This window comes from Streptomyces sp. NPDC005281 (assembly GCF_040607495.1).
Classification (GTDB): domain Bacteria; phylum Actinomycetota; class Actinomycetes; order Streptomycetales; family Streptomycetaceae; genus Streptomyces.
The window spans coordinates 81,385-104,767 of record NZ_JBEXGX010000015.1 but is presented as its reverse complement, the minus strand read 5'-3'; the positions used below and the strand labels follow the sequence as shown (position 1 = coordinate 104,767).

General features: G+C 69.9%; 20 protein-coding genes and 1 pseudogene. 1 reads left to right on the top strand and 20 read right to left on the bottom strand.

Features of this window, described 5'->3' with window-relative positions:
• Positions 1-13: 13 nt before the first annotated feature.
• The 7 genes and pseudogenes from ABZV42_RS21880 to ABZV42_RS21850 all read right to left on the bottom strand — a co-directional run bounded on the left by ABZV42_RS21880 (position 14) and on the right by ABZV42_RS21850 (position 9,561).
• Positions 14-1,447, bottom strand: a complete 1,434-nt coding sequence (locus ABZV42_RS21880) for an NAD-dependent malic enzyme (protein ID WP_355980572.1) — start codon at positions 1,445-1,447, stop codon at positions 14-16.
• A gap of 568 nt (positions 1,448-2,015) precedes the next feature.
• Positions 2,016-4,311: pseudogene (locus tag ABZV42_RS21875) on the bottom strand (UvrD-helicase domain-containing protein).
• 181 nt (positions 4,312-4,492) lie between these two features.
• Entirely contained in the window at positions 4,493-5,278 is a 786-nt protein-coding gene (locus tag ABZV42_RS21870) for a zf-HC2 domain-containing protein (protein WP_355980565.1), read from the bottom strand.
• Positions 5,279-5,316: 38 nt separating this feature from the next.
• On the bottom strand, positions 5,317-5,847 hold the full coding sequence (locus ABZV42_RS21865) for a sigma-70 family RNA polymerase sigma factor (protein WP_037619265.1): 531 nt from the start codon (positions 5,845-5,847) through the stop codon (positions 5,317-5,319).
• Positions 5,848-6,073: 226 nt separating this feature from the next.
• Positions 6,074-6,661, bottom strand: coding sequence for a CGNR zinc finger domain-containing protein (locus tag ABZV42_RS21860; RefSeq protein ID WP_355980562.1), 588 nt, complete (start codon positions 6,659-6,661; stop codon positions 6,074-6,076).
• 246 nt (positions 6,662-6,907) lie between these two features.
• Positions 6,908-8,059 carry a uroporphyrinogen-III synthase gene (locus tag ABZV42_RS21855; RefSeq protein ID WP_355980560.1) on the bottom strand — a complete coding sequence of 384 codons (1,152 nt, stop codon included), beginning with the start codon at positions 8,057-8,059 and terminating at the stop codon, positions 6,908-6,910.
• Between the two features lie 122 nt (positions 8,060-8,181).
• Positions 8,182-9,561: a nitrate/nitrite transporter gene (locus tag ABZV42_RS21850; protein WP_355980557.1), complete on the bottom strand. Its 1,380-nt coding sequence runs from the start codon at positions 9,559-9,561 to the stop codon at positions 8,182-8,184.
• Between the two features lie 324 nt (positions 9,562-9,885).
• On the opposite strand from ABZV42_RS21850, the gene ABZV42_RS21845 reads away from it, so the two are divergent.
• A complete protein-coding gene (locus ABZV42_RS21845) occupies positions 9,886-10,635 on the top strand; it encodes an RNA polymerase subunit sigma-70 (protein WP_356053191.1) in 750 nt (249 codons plus the stop codon).
• A 16-nt stretch (positions 10,636-10,651) separates the two neighbouring features.
• On the opposite strand, the gene ABZV42_RS21840 is transcribed toward ABZV42_RS21845, so the two are convergent.
• The 13 genes from ABZV42_RS21840 to ABZV42_RS21780 form a co-directional block, all read right to left on the bottom strand.
• A complete protein-coding gene (locus ABZV42_RS21840) occupies positions 10,652-11,434 on the bottom strand; it encodes a hypothetical protein (RefSeq protein ID WP_356053189.1) in 783 nt (260 codons plus the stop codon).
• Positions 11,435-11,579: 145 nt separating this feature from the next.
• On the bottom strand, positions 11,580-12,662 hold the full coding sequence (locus tag ABZV42_RS21835; protein ID WP_356053187.1) for a hypothetical protein: 1,083 nt from the start codon (positions 12,660-12,662) through the stop codon (positions 11,580-11,582).
• Entirely contained in the window at positions 12,608-13,264 is a 657-nt protein-coding gene (locus ABZV42_RS21830) for a hypothetical protein (RefSeq protein ID WP_355980549.1), read from the bottom strand. Before ABZV42_RS21830 ends, ABZV42_RS21835 begins: the two co-directional genes overlap by 55 nt.
• Before the next feature lie 215 nt (positions 13,265-13,479).
• On the bottom strand, positions 13,480-14,169 hold the full coding sequence (locus tag ABZV42_RS21825) for a hypothetical protein (protein WP_356053185.1): 690 nt from the start codon (positions 14,167-14,169) through the stop codon (positions 13,480-13,482).
• A 20-nt stretch (positions 14,170-14,189) separates the two neighbouring features.
• Positions 14,190-14,807: a hypothetical protein gene (locus ABZV42_RS21820; protein WP_356053183.1), complete on the bottom strand. Its 618-nt coding sequence runs from the start codon at positions 14,805-14,807 to the stop codon at positions 14,190-14,192.
• Positions 14,808-14,904: 97 nt separating this feature from the next.
• Entirely contained in the window at positions 14,905-16,245 is a 1,341-nt protein-coding gene (locus tag ABZV42_RS21815; RefSeq protein WP_356053180.1) for a putative T7SS-secreted protein, read from the bottom strand.
• The gene (locus ABZV42_RS21810) at positions 16,242-16,559 is read right to left on the bottom strand and encodes a hypothetical protein (protein ID WP_355980541.1); all 318 of its coding nucleotides are present in this window, start codon (positions 16,557-16,559) and stop codon (positions 16,242-16,244) included. The genes ABZV42_RS21815 and ABZV42_RS21810 overlap by 4 nt, the downstream gene beginning before the upstream one ends.
• A 44-nt stretch (positions 16,560-16,603) precedes the next feature.
• Positions 16,604-17,650: a hypothetical protein gene (locus ABZV42_RS21805; protein ID WP_356053178.1), complete on the bottom strand. Its 1,047-nt coding sequence runs from the start codon at positions 17,648-17,650 to the stop codon at positions 16,604-16,606.
• Entirely contained in the window at positions 17,638-18,273 is a 636-nt protein-coding gene (locus ABZV42_RS21800) for a hypothetical protein (protein ID WP_356053176.1), read from the bottom strand. The genes ABZV42_RS21805 and ABZV42_RS21800 overlap by 13 nt, the downstream gene beginning before the upstream one ends.
• Positions 18,274-18,504: 231 nt before the next feature.
• Positions 18,505-19,965 (bottom strand): acyltransferase family protein, encoded by a 1,461-nt coding sequence (locus ABZV42_RS21795; RefSeq protein WP_356053174.1) that lies wholly within the window; start codon positions 19,963-19,965, stop codon positions 18,505-18,507.
• Positions 19,962-22,094, bottom strand: coding sequence for a glycosyltransferase (locus ABZV42_RS21790; protein WP_356053279.1), 2,133 nt, complete (start codon positions 22,092-22,094; stop codon positions 19,962-19,964). Before ABZV42_RS21790 ends, ABZV42_RS21795 begins: the two co-directional genes overlap by 4 nt.
• A 101-nt stretch (positions 22,095-22,195) precedes the next feature.
• The gene (locus ABZV42_RS21785; protein ID WP_355980534.1) at positions 22,196-22,363 is read right to left on the bottom strand and encodes a hypothetical protein; all 168 of its coding nucleotides are present in this window, start codon (positions 22,361-22,363) and stop codon (positions 22,196-22,198) included.
• On the bottom strand, positions 22,363-23,376 hold the full coding sequence (locus ABZV42_RS21780) for a hypothetical protein (RefSeq protein WP_356053172.1): 1,014 nt from the start codon (positions 23,374-23,376) through the stop codon (positions 22,363-22,365). The genes ABZV42_RS21785 and ABZV42_RS21780 overlap by 1 nt, the downstream gene beginning before the upstream one ends.
• Positions 23,377-23,383: the final 7 nt, after the last annotated feature.

The window sequence follows — 23,383 nt, the reverse complement described above, 5'->3', positions numbered from 1 at the left end:
CGCGCGGCCCGCGCTACGCGCTCGTGTTGGCAGCGTCCGCCGCCCCCGCCGCCTTCGCCGCGTCACGCACCGCTCCGGCGACCGCGCCCGCGACCTTGTCGTTGAAGACGCTGGGGATGATGTAGTTCGCGTTGAGCTCGTCCTCGGTCACCACGCTCGCGAGCGCGGCCGCGGCGGCCAGCATCATGTCCGTGTTGACGGTACGCGACTGGGCGTCCAGGAGGCCACGGAAAACGCCCGGGAACACCAGGACGTTGTTGATCTGGTTGGGGAAGTCGGAGCGGCCGGTGGCCACAACTGCCGCGGTCTGGCGGGCGATTGCCGGGTCGACCTCGGGGTCGGGGTTCGCGAGCGCGAACACGATGGAGTTCTCGGCCATCGAGGCCACGTCGTCGCCGTCGATCACGTTCGGGGCGGAGACACCGATGAACACGTCGGCGTCGCGCACCGCCTCCTTCAACGTGCCGGTGAGGCCTTCGAGGTTGGTGTTGTCGGCGATCCAGCGCAGCGGCGAGTCGGCGGCGGCGTCGACGAGGTCGGCGCGGCCCGCGTGCACGACACCGTGGATGTCGGCGACGACGGCGTTCTTCACACCCGCGGCGATCAGCAGCTTGAGGATGGCCGTACCGGCCGCCCCGGCGCCGGACATGACGACCCTGATGTCGCCGATGGCCTTGCCCGCGACGCGAAGCGCGTTGGTCAGGGCGGCGAGGACGACGATGGCCGTGCCGTGCTGGTCGTCGTGGAAGACGGGGATGTCGAGGGCCTCGCGCAGCCGGGCCTCGATCTCGAAGCAGCGCGGCGCGGAGATGTCCTCCAGGTTGATGCCCGCGAAGCCGGGGGCGATCGCCTTGACGATCTCGACGATCGCGTCGGTGTCCTGGGTGTCAAGGCACAGCGGCCAGGCGTCGATGCCGGCGAAGCGCTTGAAGAGGGCCGCCTTGCCCTCCATGACGGGCAGCGCCGCCATCGGGCCGATGTTGCCGAGGCCCAGCACCGCGGAGCCGTCCGTCACGACCGCAACGGAATTGCGCTTGATGGTGAGGCGGCGCGCGTCCTCGGGGTTCTCGGCGATCGCCATGCACACGCGGGCCACGCCCGGGGTGTAGATCATGGAGAGGTCGTCACGGTTGCGGATCGGGTGCTTGGACTGCATCTCGATCTTGCCGCCGAGGTGCATGAGGAACGTACGGTCCGAGACCTTGCCGAGGGTCACGCCCTCGATCCGGCGCAGCTCCTCGACGATCTCGTCGGCGTGCGAGGTGGAGCTCGCCGCGATGGTGACGTCGATCCGGAGCTTCTCGTGGCCGGACGCGGTCACGTCGAGGCCGGTCACCGAGCCTCCGCTGGACTCGACGGCCGTGGTGAGCTGGGAGACCGCGGTTCCGCTCGCGGGCACCTCCAGCCGGACCGTCATCGAGTAGGAGACGCTGGGCGCCGTTGCCATGGCCGACTTCCTCTGCTTTTTCACCGAGTCACTGCTGTTTGCCGTCCGATCGTCGCACCTACCCCTGAGTACGAGGTAGTCGCCCCGGATTGCGAACGTTTTGTTCGCCAGGGTTCGCGGTTTCGGAAAACGGATTCCACTCTACGAGATCGGTCCGGGCGGCGGAAGACGCCCACGTCGCCACGGAAGACGCCGCATCACGACGATGGAGGCCCACGTCACGACGGAAGAGGCCCACGTCACGACGGAAGAGGCCCACGTCACGGATGACGTGGGCCTCTTCGGGTCCTTCGGTGAAGGACGACGTTCAATGACACCGACCCGCCATGCTCGCCTCGCGGCAAGTGGTCGCTCGTAGCGACGAAGGTTGGGCCCGGGGGCTTGGATCGGGCCGGTGTCACGTCAAAGGTAACAAAGGATTCCCGTAGAGCAATTCCCGTCCCGGGAGTTCTTTTCGGCCGGGACGGGAGATGGGGCGGGACACGGGACGGGACACGGGCGGACGGGGGCCGCCGCCCTTGGGCCGGGTGGGGTACCCGGACGGCTTCAGTCCCGCGGAAGGACGACCTCAGTCCCGCAGAAGGTCGGGGACTCCGTCCGGGTCGGGCTGGTCCCGGTCGCTGGAGACGACGGTGAGCTGCTGCGTGGCCCGGGTCAGGGCGACGTACAGGACACGCAGTCCGGCGGGCGACTCGTCGGCGATCTCCGCGGGCGACACGACCACCGTCGCGTCGTACTCCAGGCCCTTGGCCTCCAGGCTTCCGAGGGCCACCACGCGGTCCCCGAGCCCGGCGAGCCAGCGGGCGGCCTCCTCGCGCCGGTTCATGGCGACGACGACGCCCACGGTGCCGTCGACCCGGTCCAGGAGATGGGCGGCCTCGGCGCGCACGGTCTGCGCGAGGGAGTCCCGTACGACCGCGAAGCGGGGTTCGACGCCCGTGGACCGCACGGCGGACGGCGACTGAGATCCCGGCATGGCGAGGGCCAGGACCTTGGCGGCCAGCTCGGCGATCTCCGCCGGGTTGCGGTAGTTCACGGTGAGGGTGAAGCGGCGCCGGGGGCGGGTGCCGAGCGCCTCGTCCCGGGCCTCCGCCGCCTCGTCGGGGTCGGACCAGGAGGACTGGGCCGGGTCGCCCACGACCGTCCAGGTGGCGTGCCGGCCGCGCCGGCCGACCATGCGCCACTGCATGGGCGTGAGGTCCTGCGCCTCGTCGACGATGACGTGCGCGTACTCGGTCCGCTCCTGCGCCAGCCGCTCGGCGCGTTCGCGCTGCGTCTCCTCGCGGTGGGGCATGAGCTCCTCGAGACCCGTGAGGTGGTCAAGCGGGTCCAGGTCGCGCCGCTTCTTCGGCCGGGCGGGCGCCCCGACGATCGCCTCGAGCTCGTCGAGCATCGCCACGTCGTGCACGGAGAGGCCGTCCCGCTTGAGCGAGCGCGCCACCCGGCGGACCTCGCCGGGGTTGAGGATCCGGCGCGCCCAGCGTCCGAGGCGCCGCTCGTCCGCCATGGCGGTCAGCACCCCGCGCGGGGTCAGCTCCGGCCACCAGGCGTCCAGGAACGCCAGGAAGCTGTCCTCGGAGGTGACGTCCTCGTCGAACGACGAACGCAGCTCGGCGGCCAGCTCGGGGTCCGCGTGCCGGGTCCCGGAGCCGGACCGCGCCCACAGCGCGTCGAGCAGCAGCCTGCGGGCACGCGGACGCAGCAGGTTGACCGGGGCCGTCCCGCTGAGCGCGTTCTGCTTGATGCGGTCCAGCTCGGCGGACTCCAGCTCCAGCCGGCGCCCGAAGGCGACGACCCGCAGCCGGGTGGGAGGGCCCGCGGGCGCCGTGTCCGGCTCCCCGAGGGCGAGCTGGCCCTGCCGGGCCCCCGGACGGCCCCGCAGGGCTCTCCAGTGCCCCGCGCGCCGCCTTGCGCAGCACCCGCAGCATCCGGTGGGAGCCCTTGGCCCGGGCCACCGCCGGGGAGTCGTACAGCGTGGCGGCCACACCGTCGACGAGGGAGCCGATCGCGCGGATCGCGACCTGCCCCTCCTCGCCGAGCGAGGGCAGCACGCCCTCCGTGTAGGCGACGAGCAGCGGGGTCGGGGAGACGATCAGGATGCCGCCCGCGTACCGGCGGCGGTCCTGGTAGAGCAGGTAGGCGGCCCGGTGCAGGGCGACGGCCGTCTTGCCGGTGCCGGGGCCGCCCTCGACGTAGGTCACGGACGCGGCGGGCGCCCGGATCACCATGTCCTGCTCGGCCTGGATCGACGCCACGATGTCGCGCATGGTGTGGCTGCGGGCCTGCCCGAGCGCGGCCATGAGCGCGCCGTCGCCGATGACGGGCAGCTCGTGGCCGTCGAGGGAGGCCTTCACCTGCGGGCGCATGAGGTCGTCCTCGACCCCGAGGACCCGGCGGCCCTTGGAGCGGATGACCCGGCGGCGCACGACGCGGCCGGGGTCGACCGGGGTGGAGCGGTAGAACGGGGCGGCGGCGGGTGCCCGCCAGTCGATCACCAGCGGCGCGTACTCGGCGTCCAGGACGCCGATACGGCCGATGTGGAGCGTCTCCGCGATGTCGGCGGTGTTGTCCTCGCGGACCGATCCCTCGGCGGGTTCCAACGCCGTGTAGGCGCCGTCGGGACCCTTCACACCGTCCTTCCCGCGGAGCAGGTCGATCCGGCCGAAGAGGAAGTCCTCGAACTCGTTGTTGAGACGGTTCAGGTGGATTCCCGCGCGGAACACCTGCGCGTCCCGCTCCGCGAGCGCCCCGGGTGTGCCGACGTGTCCGCGCTGGGCGGCGTCGTGCATGAGGAACTCGGCCTCGTGGATCTTTTCCTCGAGGCGCCGGTATACCCGGTCCAGATGTTCCTGTTCGACCGCGATCTCACGGTCCCGTACGGAGTCGTCCTTGACGGATTCGTCCGGAACGGATGTACGGACCGAGCCGAGCGCGGTTTCCTGCTGAGCCTGAGCGGCCACCGGGCGCCCCCTTCTGACGTGCTGGGCAGCCGTCAACCGTACGCGAAGGAAGGCCCGCCGGGCTACGTGCGCGCCCGGAGTCCGCTCACGCCTTCACCTCGACGAGGCGCTTGCCTCCGAAGGTCATGACCTCGAAGTGATCGATCTGGTTCGGCGTGAAGGCCGCGCCGCCGTGGACGTAGAGCGGCTGCTTGGCCGTATCGGTCTTGGCGTTGGGGGTGCCGTAACCCCACTCCGGGACCGACCAGGACGTCACCGTCTCGCGCTCGCCGTTCTTGCCGACGGCGATCAGGGAGCACTTCTCCGGGCCCGTGACATTCTTGAGCTGGAGGACCGCGTGGGTGCCCCAGTCCTTCGGCTCGATCGCGACGACGGCGCTGACCTTGGTCTTCGGGTCCGTGGCCGACGACTTGTCGGTCATGACCTGGAAGGCGGCCTTGGCCGGGCTGGTGGGCATCGCCTGCGGCGTGTTCGTGCCGGTGTCGCTGCCGCCGTTGACCGCCATGACGGTCAGCGGACCGCCGATGATCAGCGCGGCCGCGGCCGCCACCAGGTACATGCCGCGCCTGCGCTTCTGGGCACGGCGCGCCGAGACCTCGTCCACCAGCCGCTCCGCGAGCCGTGGGCTCGGGCGGGCCGAGAGGGACTCCGCGATGGCCGGGCTGCCCTGCGAGGCGGGCAGGTCGGCGAGGGCCGCGAGCATCGGCTCCATGCCGGCGAGCTCGTCGAGCTGCTGGGCGCACCACTCGCAGGAGGCGAGGTGCTCCTCGAAGGCCGTGGCCTCGATGTCGTCGAGAATGCCGAGCGCGTAGGCGCCGACAGTCTCGTGAATGTTGTCCCCGGATCCTTGCTGTCCTCGTGGACCTTGCATGGCTCCCGGACCACCTGTTCCGTAACCCCCGTACGTGTTCATGCCGTCACCCCCCGCTCCTCAAGCGCAAGCTTCATCGACCGCAGGGCGTAGAAAACCCGTGAGCGCACAGTGCCGCTGGGAATGCCGAGCGTCTCGGCCGCCTCATTGACGGTACGCCCTTTGAAGTATGTTTCGACCAGTACTTCCCTGTGAGCAGGGGTCAGGTCGTCCAGCGCGTCCGACAGTGTCATCAGCCACAACGCCTTGTCGATCTCGTCCTCCGCGGGAATGACCTCCAGCGGCGACGGGTCGACCTCCTGCGGCCGGGCCTGCCGGCTGCGGTGGCCGTCGATGACGATGCGCCGGGCAACCGTCACCAGCCAGGGGCGTACCGAACCGGTCGCTCGATTGAGCTGGCCGGCGTTCTTCCAGGCCCGTATGAGTGTTTCCTGCACGACATCCTCGGCGCGCTGCCGGTCTCCGGCCACCAGGCGCAGCACGTAGGCCAGCAGGGGCCCCGCGTGTTCCCGGTACAGCGCACGCATCAGCTCCTCGTCGGGTTCGGTCGACGAAGACTGCTGAGACATGCGATGTCGGGCCCTTGGCCTGTGTTCATCAGCCACGGCTGAATCCTTGCGCACGCCTACCTCCGGTGTCCGGGGGTTCCCCCAGTCGGTCGCTCATCACCGGGTACGTGTGCTGGTACGCGGGTGTTCAAAGTGTTCAGTATTTTTTCTGGTGAAGATGTGTAGACGACGAAAAGACTGCGCATCTATCACGTCGAGTCACGTGCGAATCACGCACAGATGTGATTCAGGCGCGTGCCAGGGCGGCCCGCCGCCGATGCCGGGCCACTCGTTCCCGATTGCCGCACACCTCACTTGAGCACCAGCGCCTGCGCCGGCCGCGCGAGGTGTCGAGATAGACGATCGGGCAGTTGTCACCCTCACACTCTCTCAGACTCGCACGCGCGCACGAATCGGTGAGCAGGTCGAGGGCGTCCCTGGCCACCACCGAGAGCAGCTCGCCGCAGTACGGCGGGGTGCGCAGCCCCCGGCGCAGCGAGCCGTCGTCGGCGCGGACGGCCACGGGGGCGGGCGGGACCGCGAGGGCAAGGGCGTTGACGCGGGCGAGCGCGCCGTCCGCCGGCCGCCCCTCCAGCTCGCCGCGCACCAACTGGGCGACATGTCCGCGAAGTTCCCGGAATCCGAGCAGCCATGAGGTGTCCACGGCGGCCAGTACGGTGCCCGCGGGCACCAGCCCGGACGCGACGACCCAGGCGCTCAACCGGTCGGCCGAGTCGAGGCGTTCCTCGGGATGGGTGGTCGCCGTCAGGTCCAGGCAGATCCGCCCGGAGTCGAACCGCAGCTCGTACGAGGCTGTGGCCATGCCCGATGCCATGCGCCTGTCACCGCCTTGGGGTCACCTGCCGTCGTACCCCCTACAGTGCATCCCCCGGCGCCCCGCCGGAAGACTCGTCACCGGTCCCGTACCGGATGCATGCCGGATGCGTACCTGGCGTCCGGCCGAACGCCCTGCGGACGCCCGGGTGAGCCGCCGCGCTCGCCGCGTACATGTCCTGGCGCGTACGTGTCCCGCCGCGTACGTGTCCTGCCGTCCACGCGTCCCGCGGCGGCACCGGCGGCATCAGGCGTCGGCGTACTTGGTGTCCGCGGCCGGGTCGAGGGCCAGGCGGTAGCCCCGCTTGACGACCGTCTGGATCAGCTTGGGCGCGCCGAGTGCCGTACGCAGCCGGGCCATCGCGGTCTCCACGGCGTGCTCGTCGCGGCCGGAGCCCGGGAGCGCGCGCAGCAGTTCGGCCCGGGCCACCACCCAGCCGGGCCGGCGCGCGAGGGCTCGCAGCAGTGACATCCCGGCGGGCGGCACGGGCCGCAGCGACCCGTCGACCAGCACCGCGTGCCCCCGGATCTCCACATGGTGCCCGGCGATGGGCAACGCCCGTGCCCGGCCGGGAAGTTCCCGGCACAGCAGCTGTACGAGGGGGCCGAGCCGGAAGCGTTCGGGCTGGACGGTGTCGACGCCGAGGGCCTGAAGCGGCAGCGCGGTGACCGGGCCGACGCAGGCGGGCAGGACGTCGTGGTGCAGCGCGGCGAGGAACTCCGCGCGCAGGCCCCGCTCCTCGGCCCTGGACAGCAGCGAGGCGGCGGCGGGGGCGCTGGTGAAGGTGATCGCGTCCAGGCCGCGGGTGAGGGCCGCGTCGAGCAGCCGGTCGACCGGCCCGATGTCCTCGGGCGGCATCCACCGGTACACGGGCACGAGGACCACCTCGGCGCCCGCGGCCCGCAGCGACTCGACGAATCCGGGCAGCGGTTCCCCGTGCAGCTGTACGGCGATACGGCGGCCGTCCACGCCCTCTTCGAGCAGCCGGTCGAGCACCTCGGCCATCGACTCGGAGGACGGCGACCACTCCTCGGTCAGCCCCTGAGCCCGGACCGCGCCCTTGACCTTGGGCCCGCGGGCGAGCAGTTCCACGCCCCGCAGCCGCGTCAGCAGTTCCTCGCCGAGCCCCCAGCCGTCGGCGGCCTCGACCCAGCCGCGGAATCCGATGGCGGTGGTGGCGACCACCACGTCCGGTGCGTTGTCGACCAGCTCCTTCGTCGCGGTGAGCAGTTCACCGTCGTCGGCGAGGGGCACGATCCGCAGGGCCGGCGCGTGTACGACGGTGGCCCCGCGCCGCTGGAGCAGCACCCCGAGTTCGTCGGCGCGGCGTGCGGCGGTCACCCCCACGGTGAACCCGGAGAGAGGCCCGGGCTCGGGTCGCTGCTGTTCGTCGTACATGGGTTCTCGTCTCGCGCTCGTCGAGTCGTCGTACGGGTCTGTGCTGTCGTACGTCGTGGCTGATCCGAGCCTGTCAACGGACCGTGACAGGCTCGGATCGAGGTGATGTCGGGCGTGTTACGTCACACCTCGGCGTAGCTGAGCTGGGCCTTCGCCTCGGCGGTGGCGCTCGCCGTGGTCGCGGCGGCCGGTCGGCGAAGGTATACGGCCCAGGTGACCACGAAGGCGACGGCGTAGAAGACGAGGAAGGTGACGAAGGCGCCGGTGCCGGAACCGGAGTCGAGGAACGACTGGCGGAAGGCGAGGTTGATGCCGACACCGCCGAGCGCGCCCACCGCGCCGATGAGTCCCATGGCGGCGCCGGAGAGCCGTCGGCCGTGCCGGGCGGCCTCCTCCCCTTCGAGCCCCGCGTCCAGGGCCTTCTTCTGGAAGATGCCCGGGATCATCTTGTACGTCGACCCGTTGCCGAGGCCGCTGAGCACGAAGAGCACCACGAACACCGAGACGAACAGCGGCAGCGACTTCTCACTGCTGGCGAACACCAGGATCCCGGTCGCGACGGCCATGGCGACGAAGTTGCCGAGGGTGATCCTGGCGCCGCCGTAGCGGTCGGCGAGCCATCCGCCGACGGGCCGGATCAGCGAACCGAGCAGCGGGCCGACGAAGGTGAGATAGGCGGCCTGGAGCGGTGTGCGCCCGAACTCGACCTGGAGCACCTGGCCGAAGGCGAAGGCGTACCCGATGAACGACCCGAAGGTCCCGATGTAGAGGAAGGACATGATCCAGGTGTGCGCGTCCTTCGCGGCGTCCAGGGCGGCGCCGGTGTCGTTCTTCACGGAGGCGAGGTTGTCCATGAAGAGGGCGGCGAGGACGGCGGCCACCACGACGAGCGGGATGTAGATCCCGAGGAGCACCCGGGGTCCGCCGCTCGCCCCGATGATGGCGAGCGCCACCAGCTGGATGACGGGGACGCCGATGTTGCCGCCGCCCGCGTTGAGGCCGAGCGCCCAGCCCTTCTTGCGCAGCGGGAAGAAGGCGTTGATGTTGGTCATGCTGGAGGCGAAGTTGCCGCCGCCGATACCGGCCAGCAGGCCGACCACGAGGAACGTGTCGAACGAGGTGCCCGGCTTCATCACCACGAACGCGGCGACGGTCGGCACGAGCAGCAGACTCGCGGACACGATGGTCCAGTTCCGGCCGCCGAAGAGCGCGACGGCGAAGGTGTAGGGCACCCGCACGACCGCGCCGACCAGCGTCACCATCGAGGTGAGCAGGAACTTGTCGGCCGGGGTGAGCCCGTACTCCGGTCCCATGAACAGGACCAGCACCGACCACATGGTCCAGACGGAGAACCCGATGTGCTCGGACAGAACGGAGAAGAGCAGGTTGCGCCGGGCGACCTTCTCCCCCTTCTCCGCCCAGAAGACCTCGTCCTCCGGATCCCACTCCTCGATCCAGCGACCGTCCCGCGCGGGGGTCGTACTCGTGGCTGGGGCAGTCATCTCACGCCTCCATTGGTTCTCCGGGCCTACCGGCCTGCTGTTTCCCGAAGGTAGGGAGGGCGCGTTTCCGCGCTGTGGCTGTGAGTGACCTGAAGGGAACGTTGCTCTCACCCCGTCCCGGACCCGGCGGTGAGGACGGGCCCGGGAGCGGGTGAGGTCCGTACGGCGATCCCGTCCGTCCGACGGACGGATGGGCGGACGGATGGGCGGGCCGGCGGGGTTCGTACGGGGTTCCCGCCCGGTCTGTCAGACGGACGCGTTGTGGTACGAGGTGATGGCCCAGGTCCCGTCGGCGCCGTCACGGACGAGCACCCAGGTCGCCCGGTGCCGCCGGCCGGCGGGGACCTCGCTCTCCCCGGCCAGGAGACGCCGGGGGCGGAGGTGCCGTGGCTCGAACCGTTCCCGGACCAGGACACGGCCGGGCGCGCCTTCGGCACCGGGGCCGTGGCCGGGGATCCCGCGGGCGTGGTCGTCGCGCGGGGCAGTCTGCGCCTCGCCCTGATCGCCGCGATGCAGTTGCTGCCCCCTCGGCAGCGGGCGGTCCTCATCCTGCGTGACGTGCTGGCCTGGCCGGCGAGCGAGGTGGCCGAGGCCCTCGGCACGTCGACGGCCTCCGTCAACAGCACGCTCCAGCGGGCCCGCGCGCGACTCGGCGAGGCCGGTCTGACCGAGGACGAGGTGACGGAACCCCCGGACCTCGGGCAGCGCGCGGTGATCGACCGCTATCTGCGCGCCTTCGAGGACGCCGACCTCGACGCCCTGCGCACCCTGCTCACCCAGGACGTCGTGCTGGAGATGCCCCCGGTCCTCAACTGGTACGTCGGCCCCGACGCCTACATCGCCTTCATCGCCCGCGTCTTCGCGATGCGGGGCAAGGACTGGCGCCTGCGCCCCACCTCGGCGAACGGCCAGCCCGCGCTGGCGGCCTACGTCCGCGCCCCCGGCGCCGACACGTACCGCCTGCGCACCCTCCAGGTCTTCACTGCGGACCACGGCGCGGTGAGTCACACGGTGGTCTTCCAACTCCCCACGGTCTTCGCCGCGTTCGGACTGCCGGAGATCTGGGAGGGGTAGCGGCGCCGGACTGAGGCTACTGGGGCGGCTGCGGAAGGGTGCCGGGGTGCGGGGGCTGGGGCGCCTGTGGAAAGGGGCCGGGGTACGAGGGCTGGGGCGGCTGCGGAAGCGGGCCGGCGTATGGGGGCTGAGGCTGGGGAGCCTGCGGAAGCGGGCCCGTGTACGGGGCGTAGGGGCCGTACGGGCCGGCGGGCTGTGCTCCGTACCCCGCCGTCGGCGGCAGATACCGAACCCGTCCGCCCGCCTCCGTCACAGGCGCGAACCCGGCCGCCCGGAGCAACACCGCGAACTTGGCGTTCCGCTTGCGTGTGACGACTAGACCGACGCCGAGGACGACCATCATCACGGCCCACAGGATCCCGGCCACCTCGAAGGCCACGGAGCTCCCGCCCGTCCGCACCGCGAGGACCGCGCACCCCACGGTGAGACCCAGCACCGCGTATGCCATCCGCTTCTCGGCGTTCTTGCCCGTGAGGTCGAAGTTGATGCGGGCCTTGAGGAGTTCCAGTGCGTCAGGGACGACGGGCGGCAACGAGACCCCGTCGCCGGCCTGCGGATACTGCGCCCAGTTCTGCGCGGCACGCGACTGGGCCTGGAGGCCGGGGTCGGGCACGATGAGCATCGTGAGCGCGTTGTTGCGGCCGCCGCCCTGGCGTACGTCCGCGTACTCGTAGCCGAACTGCTGGGCCGTGAAGGCGAGTCGTGCCAGCTTCTTCACCGAGGCCATGGGACTCGTGAGCTGCACCGCCTGCCCCTGAGCCATCAGCCGGAACATCTTCCGGATCTGCCGTCTGCTCACGTGACCCCCAACTCCCCCGCCGAAAACGCACGTTCACGCCGGCAACGACTCCACCCTTGCACGCGCGGACATCTCCGCAGAACAGCCGGGCAGACCGGTTGACCGGCACTTGACTCCGCCTTGCCGGGTCTGCCGACGGCCGGGCTCAGCGGTTGATGGACTGGATCTCCTGCACGACGACGTCCTGGTCCGCCCCGAAGGTGCCGTCCGGCAGGTTCCGCGCGGCCGGCACGCCGGTGCCCGTCCAGTGGATCTTCCAGGTGACGGTGGCCCGCAGCTTGTACGAACCGTCGCCCGAGGAACGCAGGTACTTCACCCCACAGGGTGGCGTCTGTCCGGCCCTGCCCTTCGCGTACGCCTCGCCGATGCGATCGCCGGTGATCTCGCAGACGCCCGAGGCGGGATAGGTCTGCGCGTCCGCCGTGCCGGGGTCGATCTTCAGCGAGACCGGTTCGGCCGTGGTCGTCGCGGTGACGTCCAGCAGGGGTACGGACGCGGTCACGGACACCGGCTTGAACTTCGCCGTGTCCAGCCACGCCCACGTCGGCAGATTCACCTTCGTCGTACCTGCCGGAGCCAGGTCCACCTTCGTCGACGGCACCCGTATCTCGCCGTACGCGAGCTGCGCCAGCATCTCCGGGGTGATCGCCTGGGGAGCGTCCGCCGGCGGGGCCGCACCCTTGTCGACCCAGAAGATCGACCTTTTGCAGTCCAGCGCGTGCGGGTCGCCCTCACGGCCTTCGGTGACGTACGAGTCCCACCAGTAGCCCTTGCCGGTCTTGGCCTTGTTGAAGTCCTTGGCGTCGCCGCCGTTGACGTACTTGTCCCGCTGTTCCTGGTCCCACTGGGGCCCGGTGGACTCGGCGTTCCAGATGGGCTCCAAGTACTTCTGGAGCTGATCGGGGGTGTACCTCGGGGCGTAGTAGCAGGCGGGCGGAGTCCAGTTCCCGGACGAGGAGGCCACCGGACCGGAGGAGCTGCCGGACCCGTTCTTGGACCGGTCGAACACGACGGCGCCGGCCGTGGCGGAGACCTTCTGGTCGTCCTGCCCGCCGTTCACCTCCGTCTCGGAACCAGTACCCTTGCCGCCCGGGACGAAGTCGGCCCAGGCGTCCGGGGCAGTCCCGGCCACGAGAAGGCTCGCCAGCAGAGCGGCACGAACGGTGTTCCTCGCTACGCCTGGCACTGAGCCGCCCCCCTGCTGGAAATGATCTGCGATGTCTGCCATACACCTTCGGAGCTCTTGTCCAGGCGCGTGTTGTACAGGACGTAACTGTTCTTGGTGACCGGCGTCTTGTTGATCTTGTTGGTCTTCTTGTCCTTGCTGTAGCCCTTGCTCTCGTCCGCGCAGAATGTGAGCGAGGCGGAGTTCTTGCCGTCGAGGGTCACGGTCCGCTGGTAGTAGCGCGCCGCACCGGTGAGGGTGGAGTCCGCCTTCTTGAACTGGTCGACCCAGCTCAAAGCGGCTTCGAGCGCCTTGCCGGTGTTGTAGTAACCGAGCGCCTCACCCTTGGGATCCGTCCCGGCGATCGCCGCGTCGACGGCCCGCATGCGCTCGGCATTGTCGGCGAGGACGGCGTCCTTGATTTCGTCGCCGGTCTTCGGCCCTTCGAAGGTCAGCGTGAGATCCGACGGCAACTCGATCTTCGGGCGCCCGGCCGATTGCGTCGCGCTCGCGCTCGGTGAGGCCGAGGTCCTGCCTCCGGTGTCCGCGCCGGCGATCTTGTCGTTGGCCTTCGACTTGTCACCGCCCCCGCCGCACGCGGTCAAAAGCAGCGCGGCTGACGCTCCGACAGCGGCTGTGACAAGCAGACGGGAACGGCGGCTCACGGCAGACTCCTGTGCGGCGTGGGGTGCGGAAGGGCACCAACACGCTAGCGGGGGCCTGTGCGACGACACCAGCGCGAATGGTGCCAAGCGAGTAACAGTGATTGGCCATAGAGGGCCATAGCACCGCCAACTGCCCACTCGAACCCCCCGATTGTGCGACGACGACCCACAGGAGGGTTCACCCAGTTGCTGACCGCAAAGCCCCGGGTCACCGTTCACGGCACCTCGGGGCAGACCGGTCGCAGCGGATCGTCGAAGGTGGTCAGGGCCGCGATCCGGCGGAGGATCGCACGGTACTGCTCCCGGCGTCCGACGGCGTTCGTGCTCAGCGTGAGCACGGCCAGCCGCTTGCAGTCCGGATGCGGCAGGTGGGCCCGGAACTGGACCAGTGGCATCCGAGGAAGCCCTTCAACTACCCCTGGGGTGTGAACGACCTCGCTGAACGTGACCGGCCCACTGGGGAGTTCGACGCATTCGACGAGCGCCCGCCCGTCGAGCCCGGTCACCGCACGGGCGGCCGTCACGGCTCGCGGTGCCACCGCCGTGGCACGCCAGGAGACGGTGAAGAACGACAGCAGTGGGCCGCCGTCGCTCACGGCCCCCTCGTCGACATCGTCACGGTGCAGTCCGATCGAGCAATGAACGGTTCCCTCTTCCCTCAAAGCCCCGAGCAGGCGCTGCCCTTGGGCGAACGCGGCGATGAACCGCTGTCGCGTCAACTCATCGGGAACGGCCTGGAGGAACGGGGCGAATGCGGTGCGCAACCCGTCGGCGGCCGGGGAGTCCGGTGCGGGAAGCAGCGCGTCGAGGGGCACGGCGGTGAAACCGGCGGGTTCCGCGAACCAGATGTCGGCGTCGGGGTCTTCCGCCGAGTCCGCGACGGTGAAGTGGGGGGCCGTGGTCATCGATTCCTGCCGGGTACGAGTCAGTGGGGATGCGAGTGCGGGCGCACCGCGTCGGGGACGTGAGCGCCGGAACGCCGGGCTCGTTCCAGGGCGGCCGGGCTCGCGTTCCAGTCGATCGGCTCGATGCCCCGGCGCCCCGTGGCCGTGCGCTGGTACAGCAGATGGAGCCGCTTGGGCGCCTTGCCGTTCCGTGCGGAAGCCGCGATGACGGCGATGAAACGGGGGTCACCGGCGAACCAGATCGGCTCGATCTCCGCCTTCAGCTCCGGTTTCGTCCGGGCGGTGCCGAATCTCCGCATCCACCAGAACGTACGCATGCCGGAAAGGAACAACAGAGGAATCCGCTCCCCCGGCTCCTCAGGATTGGGCAGCTCCAGCCACATCTCGTCCTCCTGAACCCGCGGATGCTTGTTCCGCCCCCGGGGAACATCCGCCAGAAGCTGCCAGGGGTACTGCCAGAGGACACGCTGGATGTGGATGGAGGGCCGGATGTAGGCGAGTTGGAGGACGGCGCGGAAGGCCGCATAGCCCAGCAACGGGACAAAGAGCAGAGTGAAGCCGGGAGAAAGGAAAACCACCAGGAAGGCCAATGAGCCGACCCAAACAGCGATCCAGCCCACCAGTCGCAGAGCGATCAAGATGAAGTGCTGAACGAAAGCTCTTCTGGTCGGGGGGTGGTCCCACGCAGTCGGGTACTCGGTCAGAGCCATGCAGCGCCTTCTCTCTGTTCGGGAATCAGAAGACATGACGGGCGATATTGAGGAGTCCTCCGGCATCGAGGCCGAGCCTGGCGCCGTCGATACTCGCCACCGAGCCGTCCTTGATCCCGTCGTCGTCGGTGTCCACAGCGCTCATGGCGAGGCCGAAGCCTGCGGTTCCAACCCCTACCGAGGCCGAGGTGACCTCAATCCCTCTCGTGATCTGCGCCGCTCTGGCGCCACGAATTGTGAAACCGAGCAGCGCATTGTCCAAACTCGAAATGGACTTGGCGTGCTCCATGGTGCTGCTCCCCGAGCGGATGATCCGTTGGCCCAGCGAGAGAGCATCACCCGTCTCGCTCGCAGCACGCAGTCCAACCGCGGCCCCCTTTCCCACTGCGGCAATGCCGGGAACCATGCCAAGAGCGTCACCCCCGACAGTCACGAGGTTGCTCCAGAAGTCGGTGTCGAGCTCACCTTTGGCAAAGCCGTCCCTCAGTGATGCCCACACCGTGGGATCCTCAGACACTCGGATGGTCAACGCCGCCGCACTAAGGACCGAAGCTGCCAGCAGCAATACCGCTGCCAATGTCCCACCCGACACAACAAACAACGCAACCAACCCGATCACCGCCCCCAGCGTGCTCAAGATGTCCGGCAGGTTTTCGGTGACCCAGTCGAGGGCCGAGTCGAACCAGCCCGGTTCATGAGGGGTCAGTTTCTTCGTGGCGGCGCGGATCTTCCCTGCCCGAAGCTGCGCCCGGTGCTCATGTTCCTCGGCGAGTTCGCGCGCCTTGCCGCGAATCCTGCGCAGAGCGTCCTCGGCGTCCTCCACCGCCGTTTTCGCCTTGGTCAGCGCCTTCCGTGCCTCGTCGTGCGCGGTGCCCTTCCCGTCCAGCTCGGGGCTGTCGCCCGCCTTCGTGGCGTGCCCCTTCGCACGGTCCACGGCGTCCTGTGCGGCCTTCGCGTCCTGTTCGAGCCGCTTCGCCCGCCGTTGGAAGTCGTCGAGTTCGTCTTCCCAGCGGCCGAGTTGTCCGGCCGCTTTACGGATCGAGTGCGCCGCGTTCTTCAGGTTCAGGGGCAGCGGCCCGCCGTCCAGCTGCTCGCGGAAGGCGACGGCCGCGTCGCCCTTCCAGTAGCTGCCGTCCATCAGCTTGGTGACGAGGTCATGGGTCTCTTCGAGCACCTTCGCGCACCCCGTGAGCTTCTTGCGCAGGCCGCTCACGGTCTCCGTACTGCCCGGCACCGGGTTGAACCCGAGATGCGGGTGGTCGGGGTTGGGGATGCGCGGGGCCGACTTGAGCCCCTGCGGCTTGTCGCGGTCGGCGAGGGAGCGTGGGTCGAGCGCCGCTCCCGTGTCCTCGGGCCGGTAGGTCACCTCGTACCACCGCCCCCGCCGCTCCCGGCCTTCTTCAGAGCTTGTTCCAGGGCCTTGTCCACCTCGCGGTAGCTGTCCCGGCTCTTGCCGATGATCTTTGCCAGATCCTCGGTCTGCGCACCGATCTGGTCGGCGCCGTACTTCCAGTTGTCCTGGAAGTCCTCGCAGGCACAGTCGAGATCGTCCGTGCCCAGACCGGTGACCGTGGCGTCCTCCAGCGCTCTGCGCAGGCCACGCAACGACTCGGTCGACGTCCTGAGCATCTTCATGAAGTGCGACAGCTCATCGCCGTCGACAACCAGCCGCTCTGCCACGCCCTCTGTTCTCCCGGAATCTCGGTGAATCCGTTGAGCCGGACTCAGCGGTTGACGGACTGGATCTCCTGCACGACGACGTCCTGGCCGACGCCGAAGGTGCCGTCCGGCAGGTCTCGTGGTTCGGGTATGCCGGTGCCCGTCCAGTGGATCTTCCAGGTGAGGGTCGCGCGCAACGCGTACGAGTCGTCGCCCGAGGAGCGCAGGTATCTCACCCCGCAGGGAGGCGTCTCCTCGGCCCGGCCCTTCGCGTAGGCCTCGCCGATGCGATCGCCCGTCATCTCGCACACGCCCGAGGCGGGATAGGTCTGCGCGTCCGCCGTGCCCGGGTCGATCCGGAGGGAGACCGGCTGCGCCGTGGTCGTCGCGGTGACGTCCAGCAGGGGTACTGACGCGGTCACCGACACCGGCTTGAACTTCGCCGTGTCCAGCCACGCCCACGTCGGCAGATTCACCTTGGTCGTACCCGCCGGAGCCAGGTCCACCTTCGTCGACGGCACCCGCATCTCCGCGTACGCGAGCTGCGCCAGCATCTCCGGAGTGATCGCCTGCGAGATGTTCGCCGGTGGGGCCGCACCCGTGTCGACCCAGAAGTTGTCTTCGGCGCAAGTGGAAGCCGCGGGGTCGCCCTCGCGGCCTTCGGTGACGTACGAGTCCCACCAGTAGCCCTTGCCGGCCTTGGCCTCGTTGAAGTCCTTGTAGGGGTGCCCGTCCACGTAGGTGTCGCGCTGTTTCGCATCCCACTGATACCCGGTCGATTCGACCCCCCAGATCGACTCCTTGTACTGCCGCATCTGGGCCGGGGTGTACCTCGGTGCGTAATAGCAGGCGGGCGGGGTCCACGTACCCGGAGCGGCAGCCACCGGGCCGGTCGATTCGCCCGAACCGTTCTTCGAACGATTGAAGACCACGGCGCCCGCGGTAGCGGACAGCGTGCCGTCATGAGTGGCATCTCCGCGCGGCTTCGGTCCGGTGTTCTCGTTGCCTTCGCCGCCACGGCCGCCGGCATACGCGTTTGGGTGGCCGAGCGCTGCAAGGCAGAAAAGGGCCGTGAGCGTCGCCGAACCGACCGAACGCTTCACGGCCGGCATTGGGCAGAGCCTCGCTTCGAGATGACGTTGGTGGTCTGCCAGACGCCGGCCGAGTCCTCGACCAGCCGGGTGTTGTACAGCACGTAGCTGTCTGCCGAGGTCTGCGTCTTCTCGGGCTTGTTCGTCCTCCTGTTCTTGAGGAACGACTTGCTCTCGTCCGAGCAGTAGACGACAGCCGCGCTGCCATCGGAGGCAAAAGTGACCTGGCGGTCGAAGTAGCGGGTGGTCCCCGTCCAGGAACGGCCGTCATCCAGGTACCCCTTGATGAACATCCTCGCGCTGTCCAAGGCGCCTTCTGCGCTGTAGAAGCCGAGGGCCTCGGTATTCACTCTTCCCTGGAAGATCGCGTCGTCAATGGAGTTGATTCGCTGGGCGTTGTCCGCCAGTACCGCGTCCTTTCTGGCGTCCCCGGTCTTCTGGCCCTCGAATACGTTCCGCGTGTCGGATGGAAACCTGATCACGGGCCGCCCGCCGGAGGTTGCCCCGCCCGCCGAAGCCGACCTCGTACCCCCACCCCCCGCGCCCGCGATCCTGTCCCCTGGCTTCGGGACGTCGTTGGGGCCACCGCAGGCTGTCAGGAGGAGCAGGGCGGCTGTGAGGAGCAGGTGGGGGCGGCGGTTCACGGTGGGCTCCTCGGCTGCGTGGGGTGCGGGAAGGCAGCGTCACGCTAGCGGGAGCCCGTACGGCGGCAACGGGACAAAGGGTGCCGATCGGGTGGGCATACAGGTTCATAGCGTGACCAAACTGCCTCCGCGAAACCTTCGATCGAGTGACATCGCGGGATGAACGGGTCGGGGGTGCCCCGGCGAGCCGGGCGCGGTGGAGCGCCTGACCTGCTGAGGCACCCCCGACCGTCAAGCCCTGGCCCGGCGCCCCCGGTTCACCGAACGGCCAGTGATCCTGCGGCTCTTGGAGCCGTTCGGCCAAAGACGTGGGCTGCGCTTCGCCGCGATGTCCTCGATCCAGCCGAAGGCCAGGATGGTCAGGCCGATCAGCGGCCACACCAGGACGAACATCCACAGGGTGTACGTGGAGTCGAGGGCCGCCGTCGCCCGGTCGTTCTCCATGAAGGGGAGGTTGTACAGCTGGTCCAGGATCGGGACCGTGGCCATGATGAGCATGTTGTGCCACAGGTAGATCGTGACGGCGCGGTTGTTGGACAGCGTCACCAGCTTGTCCCAGCGGGCGAGGCGGCCCGGCAGTTCCCGCCAGGACGGGCTGTACTGGAGCAGGATCACCACGAAGCCGAAGGACCACATCGCGTCGGCCAACGGGATGTCGTTCAGGTCCCAGCCGTCGGGGCCCAGATGGCCCGAGGCCCACCACAGGCCGAAGGCCATCATCAGGGCCGAGCACGAGATGGCGATGTAGCGCGGGACCTTCGCGAGCATCCCCTCGTGGTGGGCGAAGCCCAGGATCCAGCAGCCGCCGTAGACGGCGAAGTCGGTGACGGCGTTGCCGGTCTCACCGGGGATGGTGACCAGCCCGGTGCCGACCACCGCCGTCAGGGCGAGGGGGGCCAGCACGGTCGGCCACGGCGCCCGGCGGAACGCCCACAGCATGAACGGGGACGCGACCACGAACCACAGGTAGGCGCGCAGATACCAGAGCACACCCGCGCACTGGACCGCCCAGTCGCTCTCCAGCAGGCCCGACTGGGAGCCGAGGTGCCAGGGGAACGGCGGGGCGCCGACCGGGACGATGTAGTTGAGCAGGTCGACCAGGTTCCAGGAGCCGCCTAGGTCGGGATCCTTCGCGGGGTTCCAGCCGGCCAGGAACATCATGGTCAGTGCCACCGCGCTGAACGCCCAGAGCGGAGGCAGCAGACGCCTGAGACGTCCCCGGATCACACTCGGCGACGGCCGGCTCAGCGAACGCGCCATCAGGGAGCCCGCCAGCGCGAACATCACGCCCATGGAGGGGAAGACGACCGTCAGCCAGCCCCAGCCGAACAGGTGGTACACGACCACGCGGACCAGCGCCATGGAGCGGAGCAGGTCGAGGTAGCGGTCACGGCCGGGGCGGCGCGGGGCCGGCTCCCGCTCCGGATCCACCCCCGACGCGGTCTCGACCGACGGCCCGGACTCGGACAGCGGCCCGGACTCGGCCGACGGTCCGGGCTCAGACAGCGGCCCGGACTCGGCCGACGGCCCGGACTCGGGCCACAGTGCCGGGCCCGTACCCGCCTGCGGCTGCGGCTGCGGGCGCAGCCAGTCGTCCGCGGGCGCTCCCGGGTACGTACGCGGATACGGGACCGCCGGCTTGGGGGTGCCCAGCGGCGGGGTCGCCCCCGCCGGGTACTCGTGCGTGGTCATCCGACCGGCCTCCGTTCGTTCCCGGTGTGTGACGCCTGCTGCCGCGGGACCGCTCCCGGCGCCGCCCCCACGACGCCGGTGCGGCGCAGCTTCTGCCAGCGCAGCCGGCCGCCGGTCAGGGCGGTGATCCAGGACTGGAGCAGGACGACGTACATCAACTGCCGGTAGAGGATCTGCTGAAGGGGGAGCGAGATCAGCTGGGTCATGCGTTCCTTGTCGAGACGGAACGCGTACGCCGCGCAGACCGCCTGGACGGCGAGGACACCGAGCCAGGCGACGATCGTCTTCCGGGTCGGGCCGAAGACGACTCCGTACAGGAGGAATACGTCGATCAGGGGCGCGAGGAGCGGGGCCAGGACCATGAAGAGGGAAACCAGGGGCAGTCCGACCCGGCCGAAGCGGCCCGAGGGACCCCGGTCGACCAGGGCTCCGCGGTGCTTCCAGATCGCCTGCATGGTGCCGTACGACCAGCGGTAGCGCTGGGACCAGAGCTGCTGGACGGACTCCGGGGCCTCGGTCCAGGCCCGTGCCTTCTCGGCGTAGACGACACGCCAGCCGTCACGGTGGAGGGCCATCGTGATGTCGGTGTCCTCGGCGAGCGTGTCGTCGCTCATGCCGCCGACGCGCTCCAGGGCCGAGCGGCGGAAGGCCCCGACCGCGCCCGGGATCGTCGGCATGCAGCGCAGGATGTCGTACATGCGGCGGTCGAGGTTGAAACCCATCACGTACTCGATGTGCTGCCAGGCGCCGATGAGGGAGTCCCGGTTGCCGACCTTGGCGTTGCCCGCGACCGCGCCGACCTCGGGGTCGGCGAAGGGCTGGACGAGTTCGCGGACGGTGGCCGGTTCGAAGACGGTGTCGCCGTCCATCATCACGATGATGTCGTGGCTCGCGTTGGCCAGACCCCGGTTGAGGGCGGCGGGCTTGCCGGCGTTGAGCTGGCGCACCACGCGTACGTTCGGCAGGCGCAGTTCCTCGACGATGCGGGCGGTGCCGTCGCTCGATCCGTCGTCGATGACGATGATCTCGACGGGATGCTCGCTCGCCATGAGGGAGTTCACGGTGTTCTCGATGCACTTGGCCTCGTTGTACGCCGGGACCAGCACGGACACCGCTTCGGTGACCGGGGCCGCGCCCCAGCAAAAGGCCTTGCGGCGGACCCGGCGGGCGTGCAGCGCGGAGAGCAGGAGCATCATCCCGAAGCGGGTGAAGACCAGCACGCCGATGATCGCGATACCGACGACCAGGGCGTCGGTGGTCCTCTCCGAGGCCTGGACCAGGAAGATCCATGCCCTGCCCTTCCACAGGTCGAGGCCGGTCACCGGGGTGTTCGCGCTCGGCGCGTCGAGCGCCTCGGTGAGGTTCTCGAACTCGTAGCCCTGCGCCTGGAGTCGGGGAATGAACTTGGTCAGCGCCTGCACCGTCTGATGGCGGTCGCCGCCCGAGTCGTGCATCAGGACGATGGCGCCCTTGCCGGTCCTGGGCGTGGCCCGGCGGATGATCTCGGCGACGCCCGGCTTCTGCCAGTCCTCGCTGTCGGTGTTGTTGACGACGGTGATGTAGCCGCGGGTTCCGACGTACTGCGTCACCGGCCAGGACTTGTCGTCCATGGCGTCGGCGAAGGAGGAGTACGGGGGGCGGAAGAGGGAGCTGCGGATGCCCGCCGCGCCCTCCAGCGCCAGCTGGTTCTGCGACAGTTCCCAGTCGATACGGCTCGTGGACTGGTACGACAGGTCGGGGTGGCTGAAGGTGTGCAGGCCGACTTCGTGGCCCTCCTTCACCATCCGTTCGACGAGGTCCGGGTAGCGCGAGGCCATGGTGCCGGTGACGAAGAAGACCGCGTGGGCGTGGTTCGCCTTGAGGACGTCCAGGACCTTGGGGGTCCAGGTCGGGTCAGGGCCGTCGTCGAAGGTGAGGACGAGACGGTGGTCCGGGACGCCGATGCTGGTCGTGCGGCCGCCGCGGGTGTCGATGACCGGGCCGCCGTCGAGGATCTTCTCCGGGACCTTGTCCGTGGCCGCCTCGGGCTGGATGCGGTGGTCCGCGAGGATCTCGCTGTGCACGTAACCGTGCAGCATCAGCATCGCAATCATCGCGACCAGGACGAGGAGGGGCAGCACGAAGCGCATGGGAAGGCGGCGGCGCGGGGCGTCGCGGTCCCGTCGCGAGGCGGTGCCGGGGCCCTGGCCCGACGTGCGGGACGCGGGCCCGTGGCGACTGGTGCGGGACATCAGAGGATGTCCTCCGGGAACGGGAGGGAGAGGGCGTACGCGGAACTGAGCGGATCCGGCCGGCCGGACGCCGTGAAGGGGTCCTGTACGGACTTCGCCACCGCGCCGGGCGCGATGGCGGGAACGTGGCTCTGCCAGGCGGGTGCGCGCCGGCGAAGGTCACTCATCAGGTGCCGGCCCCCGCTCCGTTGGAGCCTGTGGTGCCCGTGCTCTCCGTGGGGGCGACCGTGCCGGGGGTGGTGGCCGGCGCGGATGCCGTGGGCTGGCCGTCCGCCGAGGAGGACGGTTCGGGGTCGGGGGCCGGGGCCTTGGTGGTGACGCCGGGCTTCGGCTTCTTGGTCGCCGACGTGCTGGGCTTCGGGTCGCTCGACGCGGCGGAGGCGCCGGCGGAGGCGGCTGCCGTGGTGGCCGTGCCGCGTGAGGGCGTCCTGCCGTCGGCGGCCGTGGCCACCGCTGCGGGTGCGGCGGTGGCACCCTTGCCGGAGCGGTTCACCGACTGCGTGGGCAGGGGCGAGCTCTCGACCTGGCCGGCGGGCGTGTCCTCCTCCTGGCCCGGCACGGGGAGCCAGGGCGCGTTCGAGTTGCCCGACAGGAGCGTGGCGACGATCACGACGGCGTAGACCGCGCAGGCCACGGCGACGAGCATGCCGAGGCGGCGGTAGCGGCGGCTGCGGCGGCCGGACTCGTCGACGAAGACGGGGCCCTCGGAGATCTCGGCGGTCGCGGGAACGTCCTTGCCCGGCCGGCCCGGCCGGGCAAGCGGCCCGAGGCCCGCGCCGTCGAGCTGGATGGTGACCTCGTCGGGGTCGTTGCCGTCCGCGGATCCGCCCGGGTTCTCCCAGGAGGCGGGCGGCGGACGGTCGAGGTCCGGCGCGGCGTCGGGGAGCAGTGCGGTCGAGGGGCTGTCCTCGAAGGCCGGTCCGTCGCTGAAGAAGGGCCGCGCCGGCGCCGTACGGGTGAGGGACGGCGGTCTCGCCGTCGCCGTGCCTCCGGCGCCGGACCATGCCCGCGACTCACGCTCGGGCGCCGATCCCGCCTCGGGCCGACGGCCGGAGAACACGTCCGTCTCCGCCGCGTGACCGACGAGCAGTTCGGTCCCCGGGTCCGGGGTTCGCTCGGGACGTCCGCCGGCTGCTCGCTCGGCGCGTTCCCCACGCTCAGGATTGATGCCAACTCCCATATCCGGC

Bases quoted from the DNA above. Each gene is read 5' to 3' on its own strand.
- ABZV42_RS21880 (WP_355980572.1), bottom strand. From the start codon at position 1,447: ATGGCAACGGCGCCCAGCGTCTCCTACTCGATGACGGTCCGGCTGGAG.
- ABZV42_RS21870 (WP_355980565.1), bottom strand. From the start codon at position 5,278: ATGCAAGGTCCACGAGGACAGCAAGGATCCGGGGACAACATTCACGAG.
- ABZV42_RS21865 (WP_037619265.1), bottom strand. From the start codon at position 5,847: ATGTCTCAGCAGTCTTCGTCGACCGAACCCGACGAGGAGCTGATGCGT.
- ABZV42_RS21860 (WP_355980562.1), bottom strand. From the start codon at position 6,661: ATGGCATCGGGCATGGCCACAGCCTCGTACGAGCTGCGGTTCGACTCC.
- ABZV42_RS21855 (WP_355980560.1), bottom strand. From the start codon at position 8,059: ATGTACGACGAACAGCAGCGACCCGAGCCCGGGCCTCTCTCCGGGTTC.
- ABZV42_RS21850 (WP_355980557.1), bottom strand. From the start codon at position 9,561: ATGACTGCCCCAGCCACGAGTACGACCCCCGCGCGGGACGGTCGCTGG.
- ABZV42_RS21835 (WP_356053187.1), bottom strand. From the start codon at position 12,662: ATGGCAGACATCGCAGATCATTTCCAGCAGGGGGGCGGCTCAGTGCCA.
- ABZV42_RS21825 (WP_356053185.1), bottom strand. From the start codon at position 14,169: ATGACCACGGCCCCCCACTTCACCGTCGCGGACTCGGCGGAAGACCCC.
- ABZV42_RS21805 (WP_356053178.1), bottom strand. From the start codon at position 17,650: ATGCCGGCCGTGAAGCGTTCGGTCGGTTCGGCGACGCTCACGGCCCTT.
- ABZV42_RS21795 (WP_356053174.1), bottom strand. From the start codon at position 19,965: ATGACCACGCACGAGTACCCGGCGGGGGCGACCCCGCCGCTGGGCACC.
- ABZV42_RS21790 (WP_356053279.1), bottom strand. From the start codon at position 22,094: ATGCGCTTCGTGCTGCCCCTCCTCGTCCTGGTCGCGATGATTGCGATG.
- ABZV42_RS21785 (WP_355980534.1), bottom strand. From the start codon at position 22,363: ATGAGTGACCTTCGCCGGCGCGCACCCGCCTGGCAGAGCCACGTTCCC.
- ABZV42_RS21780 (WP_356053172.1), bottom strand. From the start codon at position 23,376: ATGGGAGTTGGCATCAATCCTGAGCGTGGGGAACGCGCCGAGCGAGCA.